Source organism: Paraburkholderia sp. RCC_158 (genome assembly GCF_041355255.1).
GTDB lineage: Bacteria > Pseudomonadota > Gammaproteobacteria > Burkholderiales > Burkholderiaceae > Paraburkholderia > Paraburkholderia graminis.
The window spans coordinates 25,191-47,317 of sequence record NZ_JBFUPM010000028.1; the positions used below are offsets into that span (position 1 = coordinate 25,191).

General features: G+C 60.0%; 17 protein-coding genes and 2 tRNA genes. 14 read left to right on the forward strand and 5 right to left on the reverse strand.

From position 1 onward, the window contains the following. Positions 1–552: 552 nt before the first annotated feature. A complete protein-coding gene (locus AB6809_RS32220; RefSeq protein ID WP_371028040.1) occupies positions 553–1,185 on the reverse strand; it encodes a TIGR00730 family Rossman fold protein in 633 nt (210 codons plus the stop codon). Continuing rightward, positions 1,163–1,801, reverse strand: a complete 639-nt coding sequence (locus tag AB6809_RS32225) for an FMN-dependent NADH-azoreductase (protein WP_371028041.1) — start codon at positions 1,799–1,801, stop codon at positions 1,163–1,165. The genes AB6809_RS32220 and AB6809_RS32225 overlap by 23 nt, the downstream gene beginning before the upstream one ends. Positions 1,802–2,071: 270 nt before the next feature. On the opposite strand from AB6809_RS32225, the gene AB6809_RS32230 reads away from it, so the two are divergent. The 9 genes from AB6809_RS32230 to AB6809_RS32270 all read left to right on the forward strand — a co-directional run bounded on the left by AB6809_RS32230 (position 2,072) and on the right by AB6809_RS32270 (position 13,070). Continuing rightward, positions 2,072–3,493, forward strand: a complete 1,422-nt coding sequence (locus AB6809_RS32230; protein WP_371028042.1) for a PLP-dependent aminotransferase family protein — start codon at positions 2,072–2,074, stop codon at positions 3,491–3,493. Positions 3,494–3,610: 117 nt separating this feature from the next. Next, the gene (locus tag AB6809_RS32235; protein WP_371028043.1) at positions 3,611–4,069 is read left to right on the forward strand and encodes a carboxymuconolactone decarboxylase family protein; all 459 of its coding nucleotides are present in this window, start codon (positions 3,611–3,613) and stop codon (positions 4,067–4,069) included. 30 nt (positions 4,070–4,099) lie between these two features. Beyond that, positions 4,100–4,411 carry a multidrug efflux SMR transporter gene (locus tag AB6809_RS32240; RefSeq protein WP_006048754.1) on the forward strand — a complete coding sequence of 104 codons (312 nt, stop codon included), beginning with the start codon at positions 4,100–4,102 and terminating at the stop codon, positions 4,409–4,411. A gap of 67 nt (positions 4,412–4,478) precedes the next feature. Beyond that, positions 4,479–5,468, forward strand: coding sequence for a nitrilase-related carbon-nitrogen hydrolase (locus AB6809_RS32245; protein WP_371028044.1), 990 nt, complete (start codon positions 4,479–4,481; stop codon positions 5,466–5,468). A 292-nt stretch (positions 5,469–5,760) separates the two neighbouring features. Then, on the forward strand, positions 5,761–6,531 hold the full coding sequence (locus AB6809_RS32250) for a hypothetical protein (protein ID WP_371028045.1): 771 nt from the start codon (positions 5,761–5,763) through the stop codon (positions 6,529–6,531). 4 nt (positions 6,532–6,535) lie between these two features. Further along, positions 6,536–8,683, forward strand: coding sequence for a DUF637 domain-containing protein (locus AB6809_RS32255; protein ID WP_371028046.1), 2,148 nt, complete (start codon positions 6,536–6,538; stop codon positions 8,681–8,683). Next, the gene (locus AB6809_RS32260; RefSeq protein ID WP_006048757.1) at positions 8,680–9,036 is read left to right on the forward strand and encodes an immunity 8 family protein; all 357 of its coding nucleotides are present in this window, start codon (positions 8,680–8,682) and stop codon (positions 9,034–9,036) included. Before AB6809_RS32255 ends, AB6809_RS32260 begins: the two co-directional genes overlap by 4 nt. A 149-nt stretch (positions 9,037–9,185) precedes the next feature. Beyond that, entirely contained in the window at positions 9,186–9,386 is a 201-nt protein-coding gene (locus AB6809_RS32265; protein ID WP_029971326.1) for a hypothetical protein, read from the forward strand. Between the two features lie 477 nt (positions 9,387–9,863). Next, a complete protein-coding gene (locus AB6809_RS32270; RefSeq protein WP_371028047.1) occupies positions 9,864–13,070 on the forward strand; it encodes a DEAD/DEAH box helicase in 3,207 nt (1,068 codons plus the stop codon). Between the two features lie 443 nt (positions 13,071–13,513). On the opposite strand, the gene AB6809_RS32275 is transcribed toward AB6809_RS32270, so the two are convergent. The 3 genes from AB6809_RS32275 to AB6809_RS32285 all read right to left on the reverse strand — a co-directional run bounded on the left by AB6809_RS32275 (position 13,514) and on the right by AB6809_RS32285 (position 15,225). Beyond that, positions 13,514–14,746, reverse strand: a complete 1,233-nt coding sequence (locus AB6809_RS32275; RefSeq protein ID WP_371028048.1) for a tyrosine-type recombinase/integrase — start codon at positions 14,744–14,746, stop codon at positions 13,514–13,516. Between the two features lie 153 nt (positions 14,747–14,899). Continuing rightward, positions 14,900–14,986, reverse strand: a tRNA-Leu gene (locus AB6809_RS32280). 152 nt (positions 14,987–15,138) lie between these two features. After that, positions 15,139–15,225: transfer RNA gene (locus tag AB6809_RS32285), tRNA-Leu, on the reverse strand. A 317-nt stretch (positions 15,226–15,542) separates the two neighbouring features. Between AB6809_RS32285 and rnr the strand changes: the two genes are divergently transcribed. The 5 genes from rnr to AB6809_RS32310 all read left to right on the forward strand — a co-directional run bounded on the left by rnr (position 15,543) and on the right by AB6809_RS32310 (position 22,051). Further along, positions 15,543–18,026 carry a ribonuclease R gene (gene rnr / locus AB6809_RS32290; RefSeq protein ID WP_371028049.1) on the forward strand — a complete coding sequence of 828 codons (2,484 nt, stop codon included), beginning with the start codon at positions 15,543–15,545 and terminating at the stop codon, positions 18,024–18,026. A gap of 266 nt (positions 18,027–18,292) precedes the next feature. After that, positions 18,293–19,036, forward strand: a complete 744-nt coding sequence (gene rlmB, locus AB6809_RS32295; RefSeq protein WP_006048761.1) for a 23S rRNA (guanosine(2251)-2'-O)-methyltransferase RlmB — start codon at positions 18,293–18,295, stop codon at positions 19,034–19,036. Positions 19,037–19,100: 64 nt separating this feature from the next. Then, a complete protein-coding gene (gene rpiA, locus AB6809_RS32300) occupies positions 19,101–19,796 on the forward strand; it encodes a ribose-5-phosphate isomerase RpiA (protein ID WP_371028050.1) in 696 nt (231 codons plus the stop codon). Positions 19,797–20,113: 317 nt separating this feature from the next. Then, on the forward strand, positions 20,114–21,328 hold the full coding sequence (locus tag AB6809_RS32305) for a glycosyltransferase family 4 protein (RefSeq protein WP_371028051.1): 1,215 nt from the start codon (positions 20,114–20,116) through the stop codon (positions 21,326–21,328). 300 nt (positions 21,329–21,628) lie between these two features. Next, the gene (locus AB6809_RS32310; RefSeq protein ID WP_006048764.1) at positions 21,629–22,051 is read left to right on the forward strand and encodes a type II toxin-antitoxin system HigA family antitoxin; all 423 of its coding nucleotides are present in this window, start codon (positions 21,629–21,631) and stop codon (positions 22,049–22,051) included. Positions 22,052–22,127 lie beyond the last annotated feature (76 nt).

A 22,127-nucleotide genomic window follows, 5' to 3' on the forward strand; every position in this document is an offset into this window, starting at 1 on the left:
GTGCTGAGTTATCCACGCAGCTGACGCGGCTCTGTGTGCGCTTGAAGGTATTGGTTTTCCAATGCTCGTGAGTACGCGCCTTCGATTGCGTAGGAGTACAAAACAAGGAGAGGCGAGAACGCTGGTTGGAAGACACGACTGTACCTCGAGGCAGTGGCCCAGCTAGTAATCAACAAGTGCCGACCCTCCTATTAGAGCGTATATGTAAGCATTTTGCAAGGCATCTAGGTGATATCACCGTGCGGCATGGGGACGCAAAGGCACTTCCTGTTAGGCCTCCGTACTGGATGCGTCAACCAATGTGGTCAGACACTACGCTTAGCCTTGGAATTCCGGTACGGCGGGGAGCGCGTATGGCCGGGGTAGGCGACCGGATCGCTCCGTTAGCTGTCCGGGAATGCGCGACCGCGTCACCGGCGCCGCGGTTCGACCTGAACCAGTGGCGTCGAGCCGTTCACCAACGGGGAGGCATCGGCCAGAAGCGGTCTTACAGTTCGCCCCTTACTAGCCCGGCGAGTGTCTCTTCCACGCTCGTAAGCAGCTGTCCAATTTTCATGATGCTCCTGACGGTCTCATGGGCTCCAACCATTTGGGCACGTTGATACCCGGCTGCCGATGTAACGAGTTGATCAATGCACTCGCTTCACAATGTATAGCGATGGAGTCGCGATGTGCTGAGGGCAAGAATCTTTGCTCGATCATATGATCGATGAATGCGATGAAGGGCGTGAAGAACTCCGCTGTGTTCAACAAGCCCAACGGTTTGTCGATTTCCTGCAACTGGTTCATTGTCCACACTTCCATGACTTCCTCGATCGTTCCGATACCTCCGGGGAGTGCAATGAAGGCGTCGGCAAGCTCGACCATTCGCGCCTTTCGCGCTCTTAGCGTCGCAGCGACCTCGCAATGAGCCAGTCCCGAATGCGAATGCCCGCGCCGATGCAGGCTTTCGGTGACGACGCCGTGCACCTGCCCTCCCGCCGATAAAGCCGCGTCGGCTACGGCACCCATCAGGCCTTTGGTCGTGCCGCCATACACTACCGTTATGCCCGCACATGCGAGCGCCAAGCCGAGCTTGCGCGCATCTTCAAGATATTGTTCTGAAGCACCAAAGTTTGAGCCACAAAACACGGCGATGGCGTTAATAGCGCGCGCCGGCATCTCAGTCAAGGTTTTCGCAGGCATGCTTAAGTCCGAGAGAGTTGAAATGACGCCTGAGCTCCTGATTGGCAATGCGTCGGCTAAGTTCCACCGACTCCGCGCGTCCTCCCGTCCCCTCGATTGTGAAGAAACGGACGTCGCAAAGTCCAATCGACGCCAGAATGGTCTTCAAGTATGACGTCAGGAAGTCTGGCTGATGAGCATTCGCTCCGGAGAAACGTCCGCCAGACGCAACTGCGATATAAACCGGTCGATCGTGCAGCATTCCCTTCTTGCCCGCGGACGTCATGGTGAACGTCCTTCGTGCGCGAACGACATGGTCGATCCACGCCTTAAGAGAGGAAGGCGCACTGAGGTTGTGCATGGGCGTTCCTATGACAATTACATCTGCTCGCTCAAGCTCCTCGATCAATTGGTCGGACCTCGCAGACGACCCCGTCCCGGGTTGGCCTGCATCGTTTGAATGCTGCATGGACGCATACTCAGCGTCGATGTGCGGTAGTGTTCCATCGCCGAGCCCCCGTGCAATCAACTCGGCATTGGGATTCAGTCGAATAAGCATGTCGACGATTTTTTTCGAAAGCTTTCGACTCTCGGACAACTCTCCCCGGGAACTGAATGTGAGGTGCAAAATGTTCATCTATTGGTACTCGGAAGATCGGTTTCAAGGCAGCGGTGACGCTTTCCTGATGCGCCTAGATCGCTTGGCAAGCGTCTCGCATGGCACTACTGTAAAGACGCGATGGATCAACTAACAGGGCCAAGAATTGAGTTCTCGTGTAGACCATCGCGAGGACATCGAAATGAATAGCGGACAATACTGGAGCGGCAGACCAAAGCGCCATGGCTGCGTGCGGCGTGAGCCCTGTCGGCAGGCGTTCGTTCAACTCTTCAGCAGAGGCGACCGCTCGTGGTCAAATTGAAAGCATCCATTGTTTCGCCACTCGATCCCACCTCAACGATTCCGCTCTATCGCCAGGTCTATGAGCGTTTTGTGGCGGTCATCGCCGATGGCACGCTCAAGCCCGGCGATCGAATACCTTCCGCGCGTGCCCTGATGACCGATCTCGGTCTCGCGCGGGGCACAGTGAATAGCGCCTATGAGCTATTGGCTGCCGAAGGGTATGTCGTCGCGCAAGGGCAGGCGGGAACTATCGTCACGCCAGGCCTCCGAGCGCGAATTCCGAGACGCGAAGTGCAGCCGAAGTTAACGGCCTCGCTAGAAGCGCCCAGCTTCCGACCGGACTCCATCCTGCCTCTGCAGATGGGCTTGCCCGCACTTGACGCGTTTCCCCGAAAGATCTGGGCGCGGCTCGGCGCAAACCGTATTCGCGCGATGCAAACGTTCGATATGGTTCACCCGCCGGTATGTGGGTTAGGCGAGCTACGCGTGGCAATCGCGGCATACCTTCAGGTTTCGCGCGGAATCATGTGTGCCCCAACGCAGGTATTCGTGACATCGGGCTATCGTCACTCGATCGAACTGATCTCTCGCGCGCTTTTGAACGCAGGCGATCAGGTATGGTACGAAAACCCGGGATACCCGCCGACCCGGCAATTGATGGGCATGCTCAGTCTGAAGGGTGTCCCCATTCCTGTCGACAATGAAGGGATAGATGTTGCCTGCGGCATTGAACTCGCACCGCGCGCGCGGGCGGCGATCGTAACTCCTGCCCATCAAAGCCCTTTATGCGTGACACTGTCTTTGCCCCGCCGCATCGCTTTGCTGGAATGGGCTGCGCAAAACAAGGGATGGGTCATCGAAGATGATTACGATGGCGAATATCGCTATGTCAGCCGGCCTTTGCCCGCGCTGAAAAGTCTGGACGCAAAGGGAAGAGTCCTTTATGCAGGCACTTTCAGTAAGGTGCTCATGCCGAGCCTTCGACTCGCATATCTCCTGGTCCCCGACGCACTCACCGAACGCTTCGAGCAGGTCGTTCATACGCTTGGCACAGGCACGTCGCATCTCGTTCAGGCGACTGTGACGTCGTTCATGAGAGAGGGACACTTTGCACGGCATATCCAGCGAATGCGGAGGCTCTATGCCGAACGACGCGATGCGACGGTTGCAGGTCTGGAAAGCGAATTGGGCGATTATGTAGACATCGATGCCCAGCCTGGCGGCATGCATCTGATCCTGCGTTTGCGTGGTCGTCGGTCGGACCGACGGCTCGTTGCAAGTATGAGCGAAAACGGCCTCTACGCGGAAGCACTTTCGGAGTGGGGCGAGGGACGGAAAGCGGGATCGGCACTGCTCATCGGCTTTACTAACGTCGACAGCGAGGCAACTGCGGCGCGACTCGGCAAGCGCATCCTGTCGCTGATGTAATCCATTGAACTCCTGCGCGGTCATGGCACAGCTCAAATGCAAGTTTATGGTCCTTTTGGACTGAACCAAGATGCGACAAGATGAGGCCTCCCTAACGATCAATCAGAGAGGTATTTCATGATTCAACGCATCAACTACACCAAGGCATCGCCGCAAGCGTATCGGGCGTTCGGCGAAGTGCATTCGATACTGCAGAAATGCGGCCTTGCAACGGACCTGATCAACCTCGTGTATCTGCGCGTCTCGCAGATCAATGGATGCGCCTTCTGCATCGATATGCACACACGAGATCTGAGGAAGCTCGGAGTATCGGACGAGAAGCTCACCCTTCTGCCAGTCTGGCACGACGCCGGTACGCTGTTCAACACGCGCGAGAAAGCAGCAATCGCCTGGGCGGAAACGGTCACGCGTGTGGCCGAAACGCACATTCCCGATGCCGCGTATCAAGCGGCGGCAGCGGAATTCGATGATAAGGAACTTGCCGATCTCACCTATGCGATCGGCCTGATGAACGCCTTCAATCGGCTGGGGATCGCCTTCCGCACCGTTCCGGCCGCGGCTAGCACCAAAGCCTGACATCGCACATCTCGTACGGAGTTTTCACTGATGGCATGGCTACTACTTGGCCTGGCGGGCTTGCTTGAGATTGCGTTTGCCTTTGCGATGAAGGCTTCAGTCGGCTTCACGCGACTTACGCCCGGGCTGCTTACGGTTGCGACGGGGCTGTCGAGCGTCGTTCTGCTCTCCGTGGCGCTTCGTACGGTCCCGGTCGGGACCGGCTACGCCGTGTGGACCGGAATCGGGGCGGCGGGTACGGCAATTCTTGGTATCGCTTTGCTCGGAGATTCGGCCGCACCGTTGCGGGTGTTCTTCATTCTGCTGATTCTCAGTGGCGTGATCGGACTCAAGTTTGCATGAACCCGTTCGATGGAGCCGCGACCGCCGACCTGACTGAAACCGGATCAACTCTTAAGGCAGATGTCTCATGACGCTTGTAAAAGCAGCGGCAGTACAGATCAGTCCCGTCCTATACAGCCGGACCGGCACGGTTGAGAAGGTCGTGCGCAAGATTCTGGAGCTTGGCAGCAAGGGCGTCCAGTACGCGACCTTCCCCGAAGCTATCGTTCCCTACTATCCCTATTTTTCGTTCGTCCAGGCTCCCTTCAGGCTCGGTGCCGAACACGTGCGTCTCATCGAAGAGTCCGTCACTGTCCCCTCGACGGTGACCGAGATGCTCGGCGACGCGTGTCGTCAGGCGGGCATGGTCGTTTCGATCGGAATCAACGAGCGCGATGGCGGCACGGTGTACAACACCCAACTCCTGTTCGATGCCGACGGCACGCTGCTCCAGCGTCGGCGCAAATTGACGCCGACCTACCACGAACGGATTGTCTGGGGACAAGGAGACGGATCAGGACTGGTAGCCGTGGACAGCGCAGTCGGTCGCATTGGGCAACTGGCATGCTGGGAGCACTATCTGCCTCTCGCGCGCTACGCGTTGATGGTCGAAGGAGAGCAGATTCATTCGGCGATGTACCCCGGATCGTTTGGGGGCGCAACGTTCGCCGAGCAGATGGAAATCAATATCCGTCAGCACGCGCTCGAATCGGGTTGTTTTGTGGTCAATGCGACCGCCTGGCTCGATGCGGAGCAACAGGCCCAGCTCATGAAGGATACAGATTGCCCTATCGGTCCGATTTCCGGCGGCTGTTTTAGCGCAATTGTCGGGCCGGACGGAGGTCTGCTTGCAGAGCCGCTGCGCTCGGGTGAAGGCGAAGTGATCGCAAACCTGGATTTCTCTTCGATAATCGAGCGGAAGCGGAAGATGGATTCTCGCGGTCACTACAGCCGGCCTGAGTTGCTTAGCTTATTGATCGATCGCACGCCGACCGCCCATATGCACGAACGTGGCAAGCATGCCGAGAGTGAGAGTATCCGCACCGAGCATACAGGCATTACTGAGATTGATCGCTAACGTGCCTGTTAGGATCGACTCGACACGTGCAGTTCAAGCCCGGCGCAACACATTGGACGTCCGCTGCTTCTTCAATAGCGGACGTATCGGAACGTCGGTGCGATTGTCTCGTATGGGTCGACTGCGGCCTCATGAGTGCTGTCGGGACGTTCGCCGGACCGAGCGCGCGTTGAAGCATCGTCGCATCGCCCGAAAGATTCGGTTTGCGCATCGCTCATGTCCGGTGATGGCTTCCTTCTCATCGCGTCTTCAACGGTTATGCGCGGTCTGCGGACGCGCTGACCGCGCGCGAATGTTCCGCCTGCTATCGGGTGGCCACACCGGCGAGTTGTCCTACGTCATCTGCCGTTTGCTTGCCCACGTTTCTCGCGACGACACCCAGGCCGCCCATCATGGTGACGCCTGTGTCGGCCACCTCAAACGTGGCTCCAGCGACCGTCACCGTTCCCTTGATGTGGTCGCTGCCGGACAGTGCACCAAACATGATTCGTGCCGCGGCGGGCCGCGTCTTGAACTCCGTAACGTGAGGAACGACCGGCGCACCGGACACAGCGACGGGCACGCCGATCTTCGTCAACTCGGCACGGAAAGCCTCGTGAATCTTCCCGGGCTGAATCTGTCGACGCCGCGCTCGGTAGGCGGAGCCTTGCCCACGCCCGTGACGGGTAAGGCGTCGTATCTTTCGGGATCGCTGGCTGGTTCGATGCTCGGTGCCCTGGGCCCACAAACGTTGCTGGACAATCTGCTGGCTAGCTTGCAGCCATCCTCGACGCTGTTCTACTACAGTCCACAGGCGGAAGACCTGACACTGCAACAGGCGGCGCTACAGCAGACCGGCCAGGCCAGTTTTGTGAACGGCCTTTCTTACGACAGCAAGACCGGTATGTCGGTCACCGGACAGGAAAAGGCCATCCTGCATCAGAACGCAATCAACTACGCAGAACAGAACAATCTGCAGCTTGGCGATGCGTTGTCCCAGACGAGATCTCTGCGCTGTCCGAGCCGATGTTGTGGTATGTCCAGCAGTCTGTGCCCGATCCGAGTTGCATATCGACGGGTGTAGTTGCTTGCCGACTGTCACCGCGCTCATGCCGCAAGTCTACTTTCCGCCGAACTGGAGTGCGATGTCGGCAGGCGGCAACATCACCGGCCAGAACGTCACACTCGATTTCAACCAGGATGGGCAGGGAAGCATTCTCAACACCGGCGCCATCGGCGCGTCGAACAGGTGGACGGTCAATACCGGCACGCTGACCAATCAGGCGAATGAGGTCAATGTAGGGGATATCTGGCAGTACATTGCCGCAACGGGATATAAAAAAACGAGCGGCACCGAGGTTCAGCCGGGCGGCTTCATGAGCGCGGCAAGTATGAATCTGAACGTGCAGAAGCTCGAGCAGATCGGCGGTGCGTTGCAGTTGCTCGGAAGCGATGGCACTGCGGACCAGGCCGGCACGCAGCAGTTCATCGCCAACCTGGCGCAACAACTCGGCACGAACTTCACCCAGACGACGGTTAGCGACCATCTCGACACGAGCTTTACCGCGATGGGTGGCTTTGGGGCCGCGGAGATTGTCGGTCTGGCTTTTGCCGTTGTCGTTTCGATCATAACCGCGGGGGCTGCGAGCGAGGCGATAGGCGCGACGCTGGGCACGACGGCCGGTAGCACGTCTGCAGCAGGCACGGCGGCAACCACTGCAACGGCGACCTCGGCGGCGACAGTAGCGACGACAGCAGGGCTGGGCAACATAGCGCTGTCGGCGGCTTTTGCCGGGCTCACGTCGAGCATCGCCTCCAGACTGACGATGACCGGAAGTCTGGATTGGGGCAGCGCATTTGAAGCGGCTGGCGTTGCTGGTATCACGGCGGGGCTGACGAATGGCATTACTTACAATTCGGACACCGGATTCGATTTCACGACGGCACCCTTAACTGTCGAGGGTCCGACTAGCTCCCTTGCCAGCCTCGCCGGTGTTAATCCGTCGATTGGCACCACTGTGAATCAGGCGACTGCATCAACCGCCTCTACCTTGGAAACCCGAGCTCTGGCAATGCTGGCCGAGGCCGGGATTTCGGCTGGCGTAGGTACAGCGATTGAGGGAGGCAGCCTGCTTGGCGCATTCCAGAACGCGCTGCTTCAGGAAACGGCGGCATCGGGCGCGTATGCCATCGGCGATGGCACAGCCCCTCTTTCGATCGAAAACGTACTGGGACATGCGGTGCTGGGGTGCGCTGCCAGTTCGCTAAGTGGCACCGGCTGCACGGGCGGAGCTATTGGAGCGGCCACAAGTGCGATGTTGTCGCCGCTTGCAATCATCGCGATGGATCCGACCGGGGCACCGCTTACTGAGGGCCAGGCCGCCGTCGTGACCGCTCTGTCCGTCTTGACGGGTGGCGTCGCCGCCGGCCTTGCAGGCGGCGACGCGCAAGCCGGAGCAACTTGGGCCGAAAACGAAGCGACTAACAACTCCGAGAAACATACCGCTGACATCCTCAAGGCTTGTCTGCAGAGTTCTTTTTGTAGCGCAATGTTGCCCGCGCCGGCGAAGATCGCTGCAATCGGCTATGTCGCGAGTGCAACGGGCAGTTCAAAGGACGATTCCGGGAACAACCTGCCGCAGTTGCCAGATCACCCAGGCACCAACGATGACGACCTAAGCGGTGGCTCGCAGGGACAACACGCCAGCGGCTTTACCCTGGCCGGAACACCTATTCCGGTCTGCGTACCATACGGTGACTGTACGTTTGTAATCGTGCCGGTACCTACGTCGTTTTCCTTGCCCAGCATTGGAGCCATCTTTTCTACCGGTCCTGGGAGCGATAGTGGGACCAGCGGCGATTCAACCAAAAGTGGGAACAATGACAACACGAAAGGAGGTGTAAATAGCGCCACAAACAGTGGCGGTCTGACGGCGGGAGAACAGATTGGTATGTTGCGTGATGCGGCTACTGGCAAAGGCAATTTTGCATTAGGCGAAGCGTCGACCGCAGATGCCAACGTCCTTGGGCAAGACTGGGTTGGTCCGGGTTATCGGGTGTCCCAGACAGACGGAAGTACGCTGATCAGCGCGGACGGCCCGCGGCAGTATCGTCCACCTTCACCGAAGCCCAATAGCTCCTACGCTACGACCGGAGTGCAAGCTAATTTCCAGTCGCGGAGTGTGCCAAGCGGAGCGTGGCAGAATAATGGTCATTTGAACATCACGGGGCCATGATGCGAGCCAAGCTAAAGGGCATTTCTTCCCCCGATGTTGAGCTACGGACCTACTGGCCCGAAGACGAAGCCTGCTTTGGTTTCTTGGTCGAGCTGCAAATTGGCCCGGAAAACGAAAAGGGTGCCGACCTGTTTCAGACCATGGTCTGCACCCCAGACTGGATTAAAGCCAAGTACTCGGATCGTAAGGCCGTGTGGGGACGCCATATGCTGATCGTGTTTGAGTACGACTTAGCTGAGATCGAGTCGGCCATAAGCCGATATGTGGAAAGTTGCACTGCGGACGATTGGCATGGCTTGGCGTTGAAGCTGAGTCGATTCGGCGGCTGGGAATTTGAAGACTATCAACCTTGAACTATCAGCTTCGGTCTTGATGACCAGACCCGGCTTCGGCCGGGTTTGTCGTTTGCGGCGTCGTGGAGCGTCGTGATGCTGTTGCCCGATTTGCGCAATTCGTCGTCGGTCCAGTATTTATCTTACGGTGCTAAAAAGGAGAGCCCGGGGTGCGACAGAAGAACTTGCTCGAGTTCGTCGCGTGGATTCTGCGTGGAGGTAACCGCGATGATGATGGCCCGAACAGCGCAGTCCGGCTCAGACTGTCGCATCAACTCGTCGATGAGGCCTACGGTACGTCCACGAAGGAAGAGTTGTTGTGCCGGGTCATGTTTCGTGCGTTGCCAAATCACTATTCGGTTGTCGCATAACTCAGCAGACCGGGCAGCAGGAGATTTCCCAAGGATCAGGCTCTGTGAGTGAGGCCCTTGGCACTGGGCGGCTTTGGTCAGACCGCGTTGGAGAATGCTAGACGGTATCGATGACGGTACTGCCGACACCAATGTTCTCGAACTGCCTCGTCTTCGAGATGGATTTAACAGAGTTGGAACTGAGCCTCCGCTGCGGTCCGCGGAGCGGCGGAAAGTGCCGGTGGTATTTTTCGGTATCGTTGGCGGTATCGTCGATTTATGAGCTAGCTGCATCCTTGTCCAGATAAGGTTGCAGCCGATAGATTGACAATGAAGTGGGTGTGGTCTTCAGCGCTGCGTGCTTGATCCTGCTTCTGTCGTTGGCATGCTTAACCGATCGATATAGTCGGCCCACTCCTGCATGACCCGGCGACGATCATCGTCAAAAGTTGTTCTATCGTAGGCCTTTCGCACATCGCCACGCTTGGCGTGTGCCAGTTGACTCAAAAAGCATCGCGAATCCTTGATTACTGGCACAGCGTCGAATTTTTCAACAGCTACAGCCTCGATGACCAACTTGAGGAAGCGAGAGAATCGAACCGGAAAACGGTATGTATCCGGACGACGACTACCGGGTTGATTCGTGGCTGGGACGAGGTCTCCGGGCAGTCAGGCGCGCTTTACGTGATTCCGTTTGATGTGGCGCAAGCCACGTCCGTCGTCGAGCACGCTGTCGCGGCGAGGTCGAAAGCGCGTTCTGTGATCGACCAGATTCGCGATGACGAAATGGCCCCCGAGGGTTTGACGTGCTTCGCGAAAGTAAAGCTAGGACAAAGCGGACGGGTCAATGCTGATAGCCTGAGTGTATCGGCTTTGCCGTGGGCTTTGGGCCGCCTGCAAAGCGGGGCGCTTGAAGATTTGTGTGCGGATGCGTTCGAAGCGAGCCTGATTGCTTTGAGGGAGGATCTGACGGCGCTTGTCGCGGGAGATCAACCGTTCGACGCGAAGCAATTGGTCGCGATGGTACGTCGGCTCCATGAATGGGCGGCCTACACTCCGCTAAGCGATGGCCTCGCCTGGATGGTCATATCGCCAGTTAGAGCGCAACCGGCAGAAGTGCAGACCCGACCTAAGGATGAGAGCATCACCGCTGTGCAAGCCACCGATGCATCGGCCAAGGAGCAGCAGGAAGAGGATGAGGAACGGGATCTACCGATCCTGAACAGCTTCTACGTCCATGACCTGATGCAGGCGCAGCGCGAGCTCAACGGACCGCGTGTCCCGCGCGCGCTGAAGACTTATCTCTCCCTGCAGGATGCATCGAAGTTCGATCTGGATGCGTCCGATGGCCAGAGGGCCATTCTCGAGACGCTGCGGCCTCGCAATGGAATCGTCGGGCGTTGGCCATCGCCCGTTGGCCATTTTCAGGCGCTAATGCAGCAATATGCACTGAACCGGATGAAGGCCTTGGGTGAGGGCGAAATCGTCGCGGTGAACGGACCGCCGGGCACCGGAAAGACCACACTGCTGCGGGATCTCATTGCCCATCTCGTGGTCGAGCGGGCGAAGGTGCTGGCGTCGCTCGATGGCGTCACGGCAGGCTTATCCGGCGCGACCATCGGAGCAGTCTTTGCAGATGGCAAATCTCATACGCTACCTGTCCTGTCGCCTATGCTGACGGGCTTTGAGATTGTAGTGGCCTCGAGCAACAACGGCGCGGTGGAGAATCTTTCGCTCGAACTGCCGCAGAGTCGGCACCTCGATTCCGCGCAACTCGATACGTTGGGCTACTTCAAGCCTGTCGCAACCCGCTATGCAGGCAGCCATGCGACGAAGGCATGGCAGGCGCCCAAAGAGCCCGTGTGGGGGCTGGTTTCGGCTGCGCTAGGCAAGCAGGCCAACCGCACCCGGGTTGGCGATGTGTTTTCAAACCGTGCCGCAAAACCGGACGATCGGCCGGACCGGTTTCTGTCGAAAGGCGCGGTCGATTTCAAGAGCTGGGACGCAGTAGGCGCGATGACCTACTGGCGGTACCGTGACAAAACGCGTGGCACACGCCCGGGGTTTCGCGCGATGCAGGAGCGTTTCAAAGTGGCACATGCGGCTTGGCAGGCGGAGCATGGACGCCTCGAAGCGCTCGATGCGGCGTTGAACGAACTGGGAGCAAAGTGGGCGAACGTGACACAGCGTTGTCCCGATCTGCGTCATCCGGATACGGGTGACGCGACGCTGGATCGCCTGGACCGGTTGAAGCGCGAGTTGGACAAGGAGACGGAACTGGTTGAGCGACGTCTTGAGCCGTCCTTTATCCGTTGGTTATCCAGATGGTTCCGCCCCGATCTGTATCGACGATGGTGTGAGACGGCGGAAGCTGCGTTCTCTCTTGGCGTTGTGTGCGACAGGCTGCGGACCGTGAGGTCATTGCTTGAGCAGACGGGTGTGACCGTATGGCAGGGCACTGAGCTTGCAGAGGAGGCTAGTCAGGCCCGAGCTTTCTGGCAGAGCGACAAGCTGAACGGTCTACGCAACGAGCTCTTTTCTACGGCCATGGCGTTGCACGAGGCGTTCTTTCACGAGGCGCAGACAAATGACCTGGTATTCGCGCTGTCGAAGATGCTTTCGAGACCTCCAGTTGGCGAGGCGCGCAAGGTCCTCTGGCAATGGTTCTTCATGCTGGTGCCGGTGGTGTCGAGTACCTTCGCGTCTTTCCGAAGGCAGTTTGCCGGGATCGGGCCGGAGGATCTGGGCTGGCTGATTGTCGATGAAGCTGGGCAGGCGGTGCCGCAGGCGGCCGTTGGCGCGATCATGCGCGCGCGGCGCGTGGTGGTGGTGGGAGATCCTCTTCAGATCGAACCGGTCGTCACGCAGTCAACCCGCCTGTTGATGCGCCTTGGCGAGTACTGGCTGCAGGAACGGCGTCCACGCTATGCGGTGGACGCACACTCCGTCCAGACGCTCGCCGACCGATGCTATCCATACGGTGTGCGACATCCGCTCGAGCGCGACCAGTTCATTGGTATTCCACTCGTCATGCACCGGCGCTGCGCAACCCCGATGTTCGAGATCGCCAACGCGATTGCCTATGATGGACGAATGAAGCACGCGAAGAAGGGTAAGCCATCCGTACATAGTGTGCTCGGTCATAGCGCATGGTGGCACGTAGCCGGCGATAGCCGCGATGGAACGAAGTACATCGTTGCGCAGGGACAGTGCGTATTCGACGCGCTAGTCAGACTGTACATCGAAGCACCGGATCTGACGGATGCGGAGCGGCCGCAACTACCCGACGCCTTCGTCATCACGCCGTTCAGGCAGGTCAAGCAGGGATTGATTGCACTTCTGGGTGATCATGACGCGTGGCGTGCCGCGCTGTCAGGAACGGGAAGGCGTACGCCGGACAAGCTAGGTGAATGGGTAAAGAAGCGGGTTGGTACGGTTCACACGTTCCAGGGCAAGGAAGGCGAAGTGGTTTTCTTCGTGCTGGGTTGTGACGCGGAGCAGACTGGAGCGATAGATTGGGCCGCAGCGGCTCCGAACCTGCTCAACGTGGCGGTTACGCGCGCGAAAAGCTACCTGTACATCATTGGCGATCGTGATCTTTGGGGATCCCGCCAATATTTTGATACGGCACTTGCCATGCTTGTTGATGCACACAGGCAGGTTGGCGTGCCCCTCCCGGCTAGTGGGAACATTTATGCGGGGTAGACGATGGCCGGTGTCATCCAGCGGAACAGGGACGAACAGTTTGCAATCAACCCGGGGGCGGGGGCTTCTTTCTGCCCCGGAAGCGTGTTGAGCGGGCTCCTGTATTCTTCCCACGAGGGTAGCAGCACCTGTTGCATACTGCTTGGCATGAGGGCGCTCCCGGAGTTTAGGTCATGGCGTCTGCAGGCTCCGCCTGGACTGCTCTGGAACGAGCCTGACAGTATCGATGACGGCATCCCCGCAGAAGTCATATTCGGATGCCCGATATTCGCGATGTTTTAACGGAAGCGCACTTCGAAGACTCCGATGCAGTCTGTTCAAAGCCAACAACTGCCGATAGGATTTCTCGGTATCACTGGCGGTATCGTCGCCATCGCAGCGGACGGAAACCCCGTCTACACAAGGGCCCCGATCACCGATTGACAATCGAGTGGGTATGGTGCTCAGGTTCGCTTGCTTGATCCGGCTGCCGTCGTTGGCATGCTTAGCCGATCAAGATAGTCGGCCCACTCCTGCATGACCCTGCGACGATCGTCGTCAAACGTTGTTCTATCGTAGGCCTTTTGTACATCGCCACGCTTGGCGTGTGCCAGTTGCGCTTCTAGTACATCGATATCCATACCAAGTCGTTCTCGCCCGACCGTGCGAAGCATGCCCCGGAAACCGTGCGTCGCGTGTTTTCCTTGAAAGCCCATCTCTCGCAGTGCTTTGCTCAATGCATCTCGATGTAAATGAGGGGTCTTTTGACGGGCGGGGGACGGGAAGACATAGTGCCCCTTACCGGTAAGTGACTGCAACTCGTTCAGGACGGCGATGGCCTGCTTCGGCAATGGCACGATGTGATCGTGCCGCATTTTCATCCGCTCGGCTGCAACATGCCATTCAGCAGTCTTGAGGTTCACCTCTTCCCACGGCACCGCGGCAACCACACCTGGGCGAAGGCCGGTCAGCATGGTGAGCTTGAGGGCGGCGCGCGTAATAGGCGACTTGTAGGCATCGATAGCAAGGACGAGTGGAGCGATGTCCGCAGGCTTGGTGATCGCTGGTATGTGGCCTTTCCTGTGGCGAGGCACAACGCCGCGCAGTGTCAAGGCGGCGCCATCTTCGCGCAACCCGTTCTGGACAGCGTACGTCACGATGCCACCGACATACTGCCGTGCCTTGGTCGCGAGGTTAGGCGCATGAGCTGCAATCGCTTCAAGTACGGGCTTGACTTCTGGCGTGGCAAGTGTCGAAATGGGCTTGTTGCGGAGTGCGGGAGTCAGGTATTCGCGCACGACAAACTCGGCCTTCCGATAGGTTTCGCCCGCCCATTCCTTCCGTTTGAAGTCGAGCCAGCGCTGGGCCACCAGATGGAAGGCGCCTTCGGCCACGCGTTTGCGGGCGATGGACTCGGCCTGACGATATGCAACCGGATCGATGCCTTCGCGTACGAGATTGCGTGCGGTAGTGGCCGACCGTCGCGCATCAGTGAGCGTGACATCGGGGTAGGGGCCGAGGCTGTGGAAGTTCTCCTTGCCTGTGCTCGGTCGTCGATAGCGGAACAGCCAGGTCTTGGCGCCGTTCGGCTGGATCCTCAGGGCGAGTCCGTTTCCATCCGCGAGAAGGTAGGAACGGGCGCGCGCTTTGGCGGCACGGAACACTAACTCTGACTTCGGTTCGACGCGTCTGGGCATGGGTTTGCCCCCCGAATCTGGTATACGCAACAGTATACGCAAAAATTGTCGATGTCAGTGGAACGCAAGAGATCTGTAGAGAACAAAAAACCCCGTAAGACGTTGATCTTACGGGGTTTCTCGGACTTCTTCGGCTTGCGCCGGAACAGCTGTTGGTGCCCAGGAGAGGACTCGAACCTCCACGGTGTTGCCACCGCTAGGACCTGAACCTAGTGCGTCTACCAATTCCGCCACCTGGGCACGTCTTGAAGCTAGACCGCTATTTTAGCGGGATGATGCAGCGTGTCAATCCCCGCCGCCAACCCACGCCTTGAACCGAAACAAACAACATTACCGCTCTACATAAAAATTGAAGCCGCCCGATGAACCGAGGCGGCTTCAATTTTGAATCCTGGTGCCCAAGAGAGGACTCGAACCTCCACAGTGTTGCCACCGCTAGGACCTGAACCTAGTGCGTCTACCAATTTCGCCACCTGGGCAGGTGATGAACAGCAAAGACCGACATTATAGCGACAGCATCGAGGCTGTCAAGCGTTTCTCAAAAGCTGCTTAAAGACGCCGCAAACGAGCCCGCGCGGGCTTGCCGGCGACGCTTCCTGGCGACTATTGACGGCCCGCGTGGCGTGCGAGACGGGTGTTAGAATGCCTCGCAGTAGTTCGTTGGCACGGTACACAAGCCCGTCGGACTCAGCCTTGAACAAGCCGGACCCGAGAGAGTCTTTTAGTGCAGCAGCAAGTGCCATTCAGGCGCCACGCAAACGCTTCTTAAGCCGAGCCAGATCGCCGACCGACGTCCATGCAACGAGAAAAAATCATCGACAAGCCCTTGAGCAAATTTCCGTATCCGATTCCGAGCCGCGAGGAAATCCTCGGCGTCCTGCGTACGAGCGAAACGCCGCTCGCCGCCAACGAGATCGCCGAAGCCCTGTCCATCAAGCGCCAGGAGCGCGAAGGATTTTTCAAGCGCCTCGGCGCCATGGAGCGCGACGGCCAGATCCGGCTCGATCAGCGCAATCTCTATCAGCTGACTCATCCGTCGAACTTCGTCGCAGGCCGCGTTCAGGGTCATCGCGACGGTTACGGCTTCCTGATTCGCGACGACGGCCAGGACGATCTGTTCCTGCCCACCGCCGAAATGCAGAAGGTCATGCACAACGACCGCGTGCTTGCACGCATCGTCGGCTATGACCGGCGCGGCCGGCCGGAAGGGCACATCGTCGAGGTCACGGACCGCGCGAACAAGCGCGTGATCGGGCGTCTGCTGAACGAGAACGGCGCGCTGATCGTCGCGCCCGAAGACAAGCGCATCGGCCACGACATCCTCATCACGCAGAACACCAAGAAGGCCAAGGTCGGCCAGGTGGTGGTGGTCGAGCTGACCGATTTTCCGAGCCGTCATTCGCAGCCGCTTGGCCGCGTCGCGGAAGTGCTGGGCGATATCGATGACCCCGGCATGGAAATCGAAATCGCGGTGCGCAAATACGGCGTGCCGCACGAGTTCAGCCCCGACGCGCTTGCCGAAGCCGCGAAGCTTCCTGACGAGGTTCGTCCCACGGACGTGCGTCATCGCATCGATCTGCGCGACGTGCCGCTCGTCACGATCGACGGCGAAGACGCGCGCGATTTCGACGACGCCGTGTACTGCGAGCCGATCAAGGTCGGCCGCGGCGACGGCTTCCGTCTGATCGTCGCGATTGCCGACGTGTCGCATTACGTGCATCCGAAGAGCGCGATCGACGCCGACGCGATCGAGCGCAGCACGTCGGTCTATTTTCCGCGCCGCGTGATTCCGATGCTGCCGGAGAAACTGTCGAACGGTTTGTGCTCGCTGAATCCGAACGTCGACCGTTGCGTGCTCGTGTGCGACATGATCGTCACCGCGCGCGGCGAAGTGAAGGCGTATCAGTTCTATCCTGGTGTGATGCATTCGGCCGCGCGTCTGACGTACACGGAAGTCGCGGCGGTGCTGAAAAACACCAAGGGTCCGGAAGCCGCGCGCCGCGCCGCGCTGCTGCCGCAATTGCAGAACCTCTACGGCGTGTACAAGGCGCTGTTCGCCGCGCGGCAGAAGCGCGGCGCGATCGACTTCGATACGACCGAGACGTACATCGTCTGCAACGCGCAGGGCAAGATTGAGCAGATCGTGCCGCGCACCCGCAACGAGGCGCACAAGCTGATCGAGGAATGCATGCTGGCCGCGAACGTGTGCGCTGCCGACCTGCTGAAGCGCAACAAGCATCCGGGCCTGTTCCGCGTGCATGCCGGCCCGACCGCGGAGAAGCTCGAGAATCTGCGCACCTTCCTGCGCGGCATGGGTCTCACGCTCGGCGGCAACGACAAGCCGCACGCCAGCGACTACGCCGCGCTGATGGCGCAAATCCGCGACCGGCCCGACGCGCAGATGCTGCAAACCATGCTGCTGCGCTCGATGCAGCAGGCGGTTTATAGCCCGGACAACATCGGCCACTTCGGTCTCGCGTATGAGGCGTATGCGCACTTCACGAGTCCGATCCGCCGTTATCCCGACCTGCTCACGCACCGCGCCATCTACGCGATTCTGCAAGGCCGCAAGTATCAGCCGGAGCCGCCGGCAGGCGTGGTGTTGAACACAGCGCTGTCGCCGCGCGCTCGCGCCATGCAGCAGGCCGACGACGAAAAAACCGGCCGCACGCGCGGCACCAACGTCGCGATCTGGGAAGAGCTCGGCCTGCATTGCTCGGCTAACGAGCGCCGCGCCGACGAAGCATCGCGCGACGTCGAAGCCTGGCTCAAGTGCTACTTCATGCGCGACAAGCTCGGCGAAGAGTACGGCGGCATGGTCAACGGCGTCACGTCGTTCGGCATCTTCGTGCAGCTCGATTCGCTCTTTATCGAAGGCCTCGTGCACGTCACCGAACTGGGCTCGGACTACTTCCAGTACGACGAAATCAAGAACGAACTGCGCGGCGAACGCACGGGCATTCGCTACCGGCTCTCGGATCGCGTGCGCGTGCAGGTGAGCCGCGTCGATCTGGACGCGCGCAAGATCGACTTCCGCCTCGTGCGCGATACGCCGATCAAGCCGCATCCGGCTCGCAGCGTGTCGGCAGACAAGTCGTCCGCGGACAACGGCGGCCCGCGCGTGCGCGAGTTGTCGTCGCCCGAAGGCGGCGCGGCAGCGCCGGGCGCGCGCCGCAAGCGGGCCGCGCCGGTGCAAAGCGCGGCCGTCAAGGAAGCGCGCGGCGCCGCGAAGAAGCAGGGCGGCGCGTCGGCCAGGCAGACCGCCCGCAAGAAGCGCTAACGCCGCGCGTCGGCGCTCGAACCGCGCGCAGCGGGTACGTGAAGACGTGCCGGTTGCGCGCGGTGTTCGTTTGGTCCGCGCTTGGCCCGCGTTTAGTCCGCGCTTGGTTCGAGTTTGATCGGCGCTTGATCGGCGCTTCATACTGCCTCGGCACGCTTCATCAGGCAGTTAATGAGTTAACGCGCCGGCCCGATCGCGGACAGGCACACGTATTCATCACAGCAGCGCGGCTTCTCCGCTGCGCTCAATCAAAGGTTGTATCAGTCATGGCACGTCACAAGGTTCTATACGGTTTTCATGCAGTCACCGCGCGCATCCGGCACGACGCGTCCACCGTCGAAGATGTTTATTACGACGCCACGCGCAAGGACCGCCGCATGACGGAGTTTCTGCACACGGCGAAGGAAGCGGGCGTGCGCCTGATCGCCGCCGACGAAACGCGTCTGTGGGGGCTCGCGCACACCGAGCGTCACCAGGGCGTGGTGGCGCGCGCGGGCGACATGCCGCTCGCGCAGAATCTCGCGGAACTGCTCGACGGCATCAACGGCTCGCCGCTGCTTCTGGTGCTCGACGGCGTGACCGATCCGCACAATCTCGGCGCCTGCCTGCGCGTCGCCGATGCCGCCGGCGCCCACGCGGTGATCGCGCCGCGCGACCGCGCGGTCGGCCTGAACGCGACCGCCGCGAAAGTCGCGAGCGGCGCGGCCGACACGGTGCCGTACATCACCGTGACGAACCTCGCGCGCGCGCTGCGTGAACTGAAGGAGGCCGGCGTGTGGATCGTCGGCACGGCGGGCGAGGCCAAGAAGAGCCTCTACGAGACGGAGCTCGACGGCCCCGTTGCGATCGTGATGGGCGCCGAAGGCGAGGGCATGCGCCGCCTCACGCACGACACCTGCGACATCGTCATGCAGATTCCGATGGCGGGCACGGTCGAGAGCCTGAACGTCTCCGTAGCTTCCGGCGTGTGCCTGTTCGAGGCCGTCAGGCAGCGGGCGGTGAAGAAGTAAGTTCGCCCGGTTTCCAGTGCTTACTCCGGTAAACTAGCGTCTTTTACAGCTCGCCCGCATTCTCATGACTCAAGACGAACTCAAGCAACTGGTCGGTCAGGCCGCCGCCGATTATGTCCACGCGAACGTGCCGGAAGGTTCGGTGATCGGCGTCGGCACCGGCTCCACCGCGAACTGTTTCATCGACGCGCTGGCCGCCAACAAGGCGCGCTATCGCGGCGCGGTGTCGAGCTCGCTCGCCACCACCGCGCGCCTGCAATCGCACGGCTTCAAGGTGCTCGATCTGAACGAGATCGACTCGTTGCCGGTTTATGTCGACGGCGCCGACGAGATCGATCACAGCGGCGCAATGATCAAGGGCGGCGGCGGTGCGCTTACGCGCGAGAAAATCGTCGCGTCGGTGTCGGACGTATTCGTCTGTATCGCGGACGCCAGCAAGCTCGTCGACACGCTCGGCAACTTCCCGCTGCCGATCGAAGTCGTGCCGATGGCGCGCACCGCGATCGGCCGCCGTGTGACCGCGCTCGGCGGTGTGCCGGTCGTGCGTGTGACGAAAGAGGGCACGCCGTTCATCACCGATAACGGCAACGAAATCATCGACGTCAAAGGTCTGCGCATTAGCGATCCGCGCACGCTCGAGACGCATATCAACGCGTGGCCGGGCGTCGTGACAGTGGGCCTTTTCGCGGGCCGTGGCGCGAATCTGTGCCTGCTCGGCACGGACACCGGCGTACAGACCATCGCGTACCGCAAGGTCTGAGCAATAACCCAGACGCCCGCATCGCGCGGGCACCTGCGGCCCTTCCTTTTCCGCTCACTCAAATCACGCTTCAGCGGCCCGTCCGGGCATTAGCTCGCCGGCAGGCCGCTGCATTGCCGTGTCGAGCGAAACATCGAACGCGTGGCGCATAGGAAAGCGAATTAATTTGCTCGGTGCATTCGCAAGAAGCGAATGGCGGCGAATGAATTATTCCCGTGCTGTCGTGCGTCGAATGTGGTCACGCGCACGCACAGTAAAGCACGCGCCACCTACACTCGTCGCTATGCCCAGGAGGCGTTAACGAGGATAGGGAGATCATGAGAGTTGCGATCGTGCACGACTGGCTGGTCGCACCTGGCGGCGCGGAGAAGGTACTCGAGCAGATTATCGAATGCTTTCCCGACGCGGATCTTTTCAGCCTCGTGGATTTTCTCGAAGACCGTCGACTGTTGCACGGCAAACCCGTCACCACTTCCTTCATTCAACGCCTGCCGTTCGCGCGCCGCCGCTATGACGCCTATCTGCCGTTGATGCCGCTCGCGGTGCAGCAGTTCGATCTCGCGGACTACGATCTGATCATCACGAGTTCGCATACGGTCGCAAAAGGCGTGCTCGTCGGCCCCGATCAAACGCACATTAGTTACGTGCATTCGCCGATGCGTCAGGCGTGGGACCAACAGCATGAGTATCTGCGCGAAGCCGGTTTGACGCGCGGGCCGAAGTCCTGGCTCATGCGTGCGCTGCTGCATTATCTGCGCGGCTGGGATTCGCATTCGGCGAATGGCGTCGACCGCCTGATCGCGAATTCGCAATTCGTCGCGCGGCGCATGATGAAAACCTATCGGCGCGACGCCGCCGTGATTCCGCCTCCGGTCAATGTCGACGAATTCGAACTGTGCACGCATAAAGAAGACTTCTATCTGACGGCCTCGCGAATGGTGCCATACAAGCGCATCGATCTGATTGTCGAGGCGTTCAGCGCCACGCCGCATCGCAAGCTGATCGTGATCGGCGATGGACCGGAGATGGCTGCGATTCGCGCGAAGGCCGGGCCGAATGTGACGATACTCGGCTATCAGCCGATCGGCGTGCTGAAGAGCTACTTGCAGCGTGCGCGAGCTTTCGTATTCGCCGCCGAAGAGGACTTCGGCATCGTCACGCTCGAAGCGCAGGCGTGCGGCACGCCGGTGATCGCATTCGGCAAGGGCGGGTCGCTCGAGACCGTGGTGCCCGTCGGCGACGCGCATCCCACCGGCATTTATTTCGGATCACAAACTGTCGCGTCGATGCTCGACGCAATCGACCGGTTCGAGCGGCAGCATGAACAGATCACGCCGGCCGCGTGCCGCGCGAACGCCGAGCGATTTTCGACGGCCGTGTTTCGTCGCGCGTTCATGGCCGAGGTCACGCGCACGATCGCTTCCGAGCATTTACGCGGCGAGTCCGCAACCGTGCAGCGGATCGACGCTGAGCGCCTCGCCGAACCGGCCGGATGGCCGGTCGAGCCGGCGGCGCAGAGCAGTTGCGGATGATTAGCCGAGGCGTTCGCCGGCTTCGCGGCTCGGCGATCCTCTCGTGTTTCAGCAGGGCAGCACCATCAACAAGCCGTTCGGGCGATGCCACCGGAGCGGCTATCGGGGGCAGGCGGCAGCGTGGATCATAAGCCGCCTCAATACGCGATATTCGACGCAGGCGACGAATCGTAACCGCCGTGGTAACGCAAACAATCACGGATCGTCGCTGCGATTTACTAAAACAGGCAGTCGTTAATCCGTACGTCACGCGATGACGCATGCGATGCGCGACCTTTGGACGAGGAAGACTCTACACTCATGAATGCCGATCGCCTTCCGGGCTCTTTTCCCGACATCGCTCGAAGCTGGGCCGCGCTACAGGCCCAATTGCCCATTACTCCCATTCGCAACGAACAAGACTATCAGACGATGGTCGAACTCTCCAGTGCCCTTGCCGATCATCTGAACGGCAAGGAGAACGAGCCGCTCACCGATCTTCACGCGATCGTGTCGGACCTGGTTCGGAGCTGGAAGGCGCAGAACGTGACGCTGCCCAAAGCGGAGCCGCGCGAGGTGTTGCGGCATTTGCTCGAAACGCACGGGCTGCGGCAAAAAGATCTGATGGGCATCGCATCGCCGACGGTGGTGAGCGATATCCTCGCGGGCCGCCGGGCGATCAGCAAGAAGGTCGCGAAGGCGCTGGCGCAGCGCTTTCAGACGGACGTCAGCGCGTTTTTGTAGTGGCGTAAAAAAGGCTGCGCCTTCATGCGGCGCAGCCCTTGACCGGCTATCTATTGCAACGCAAATTACTTCGGCT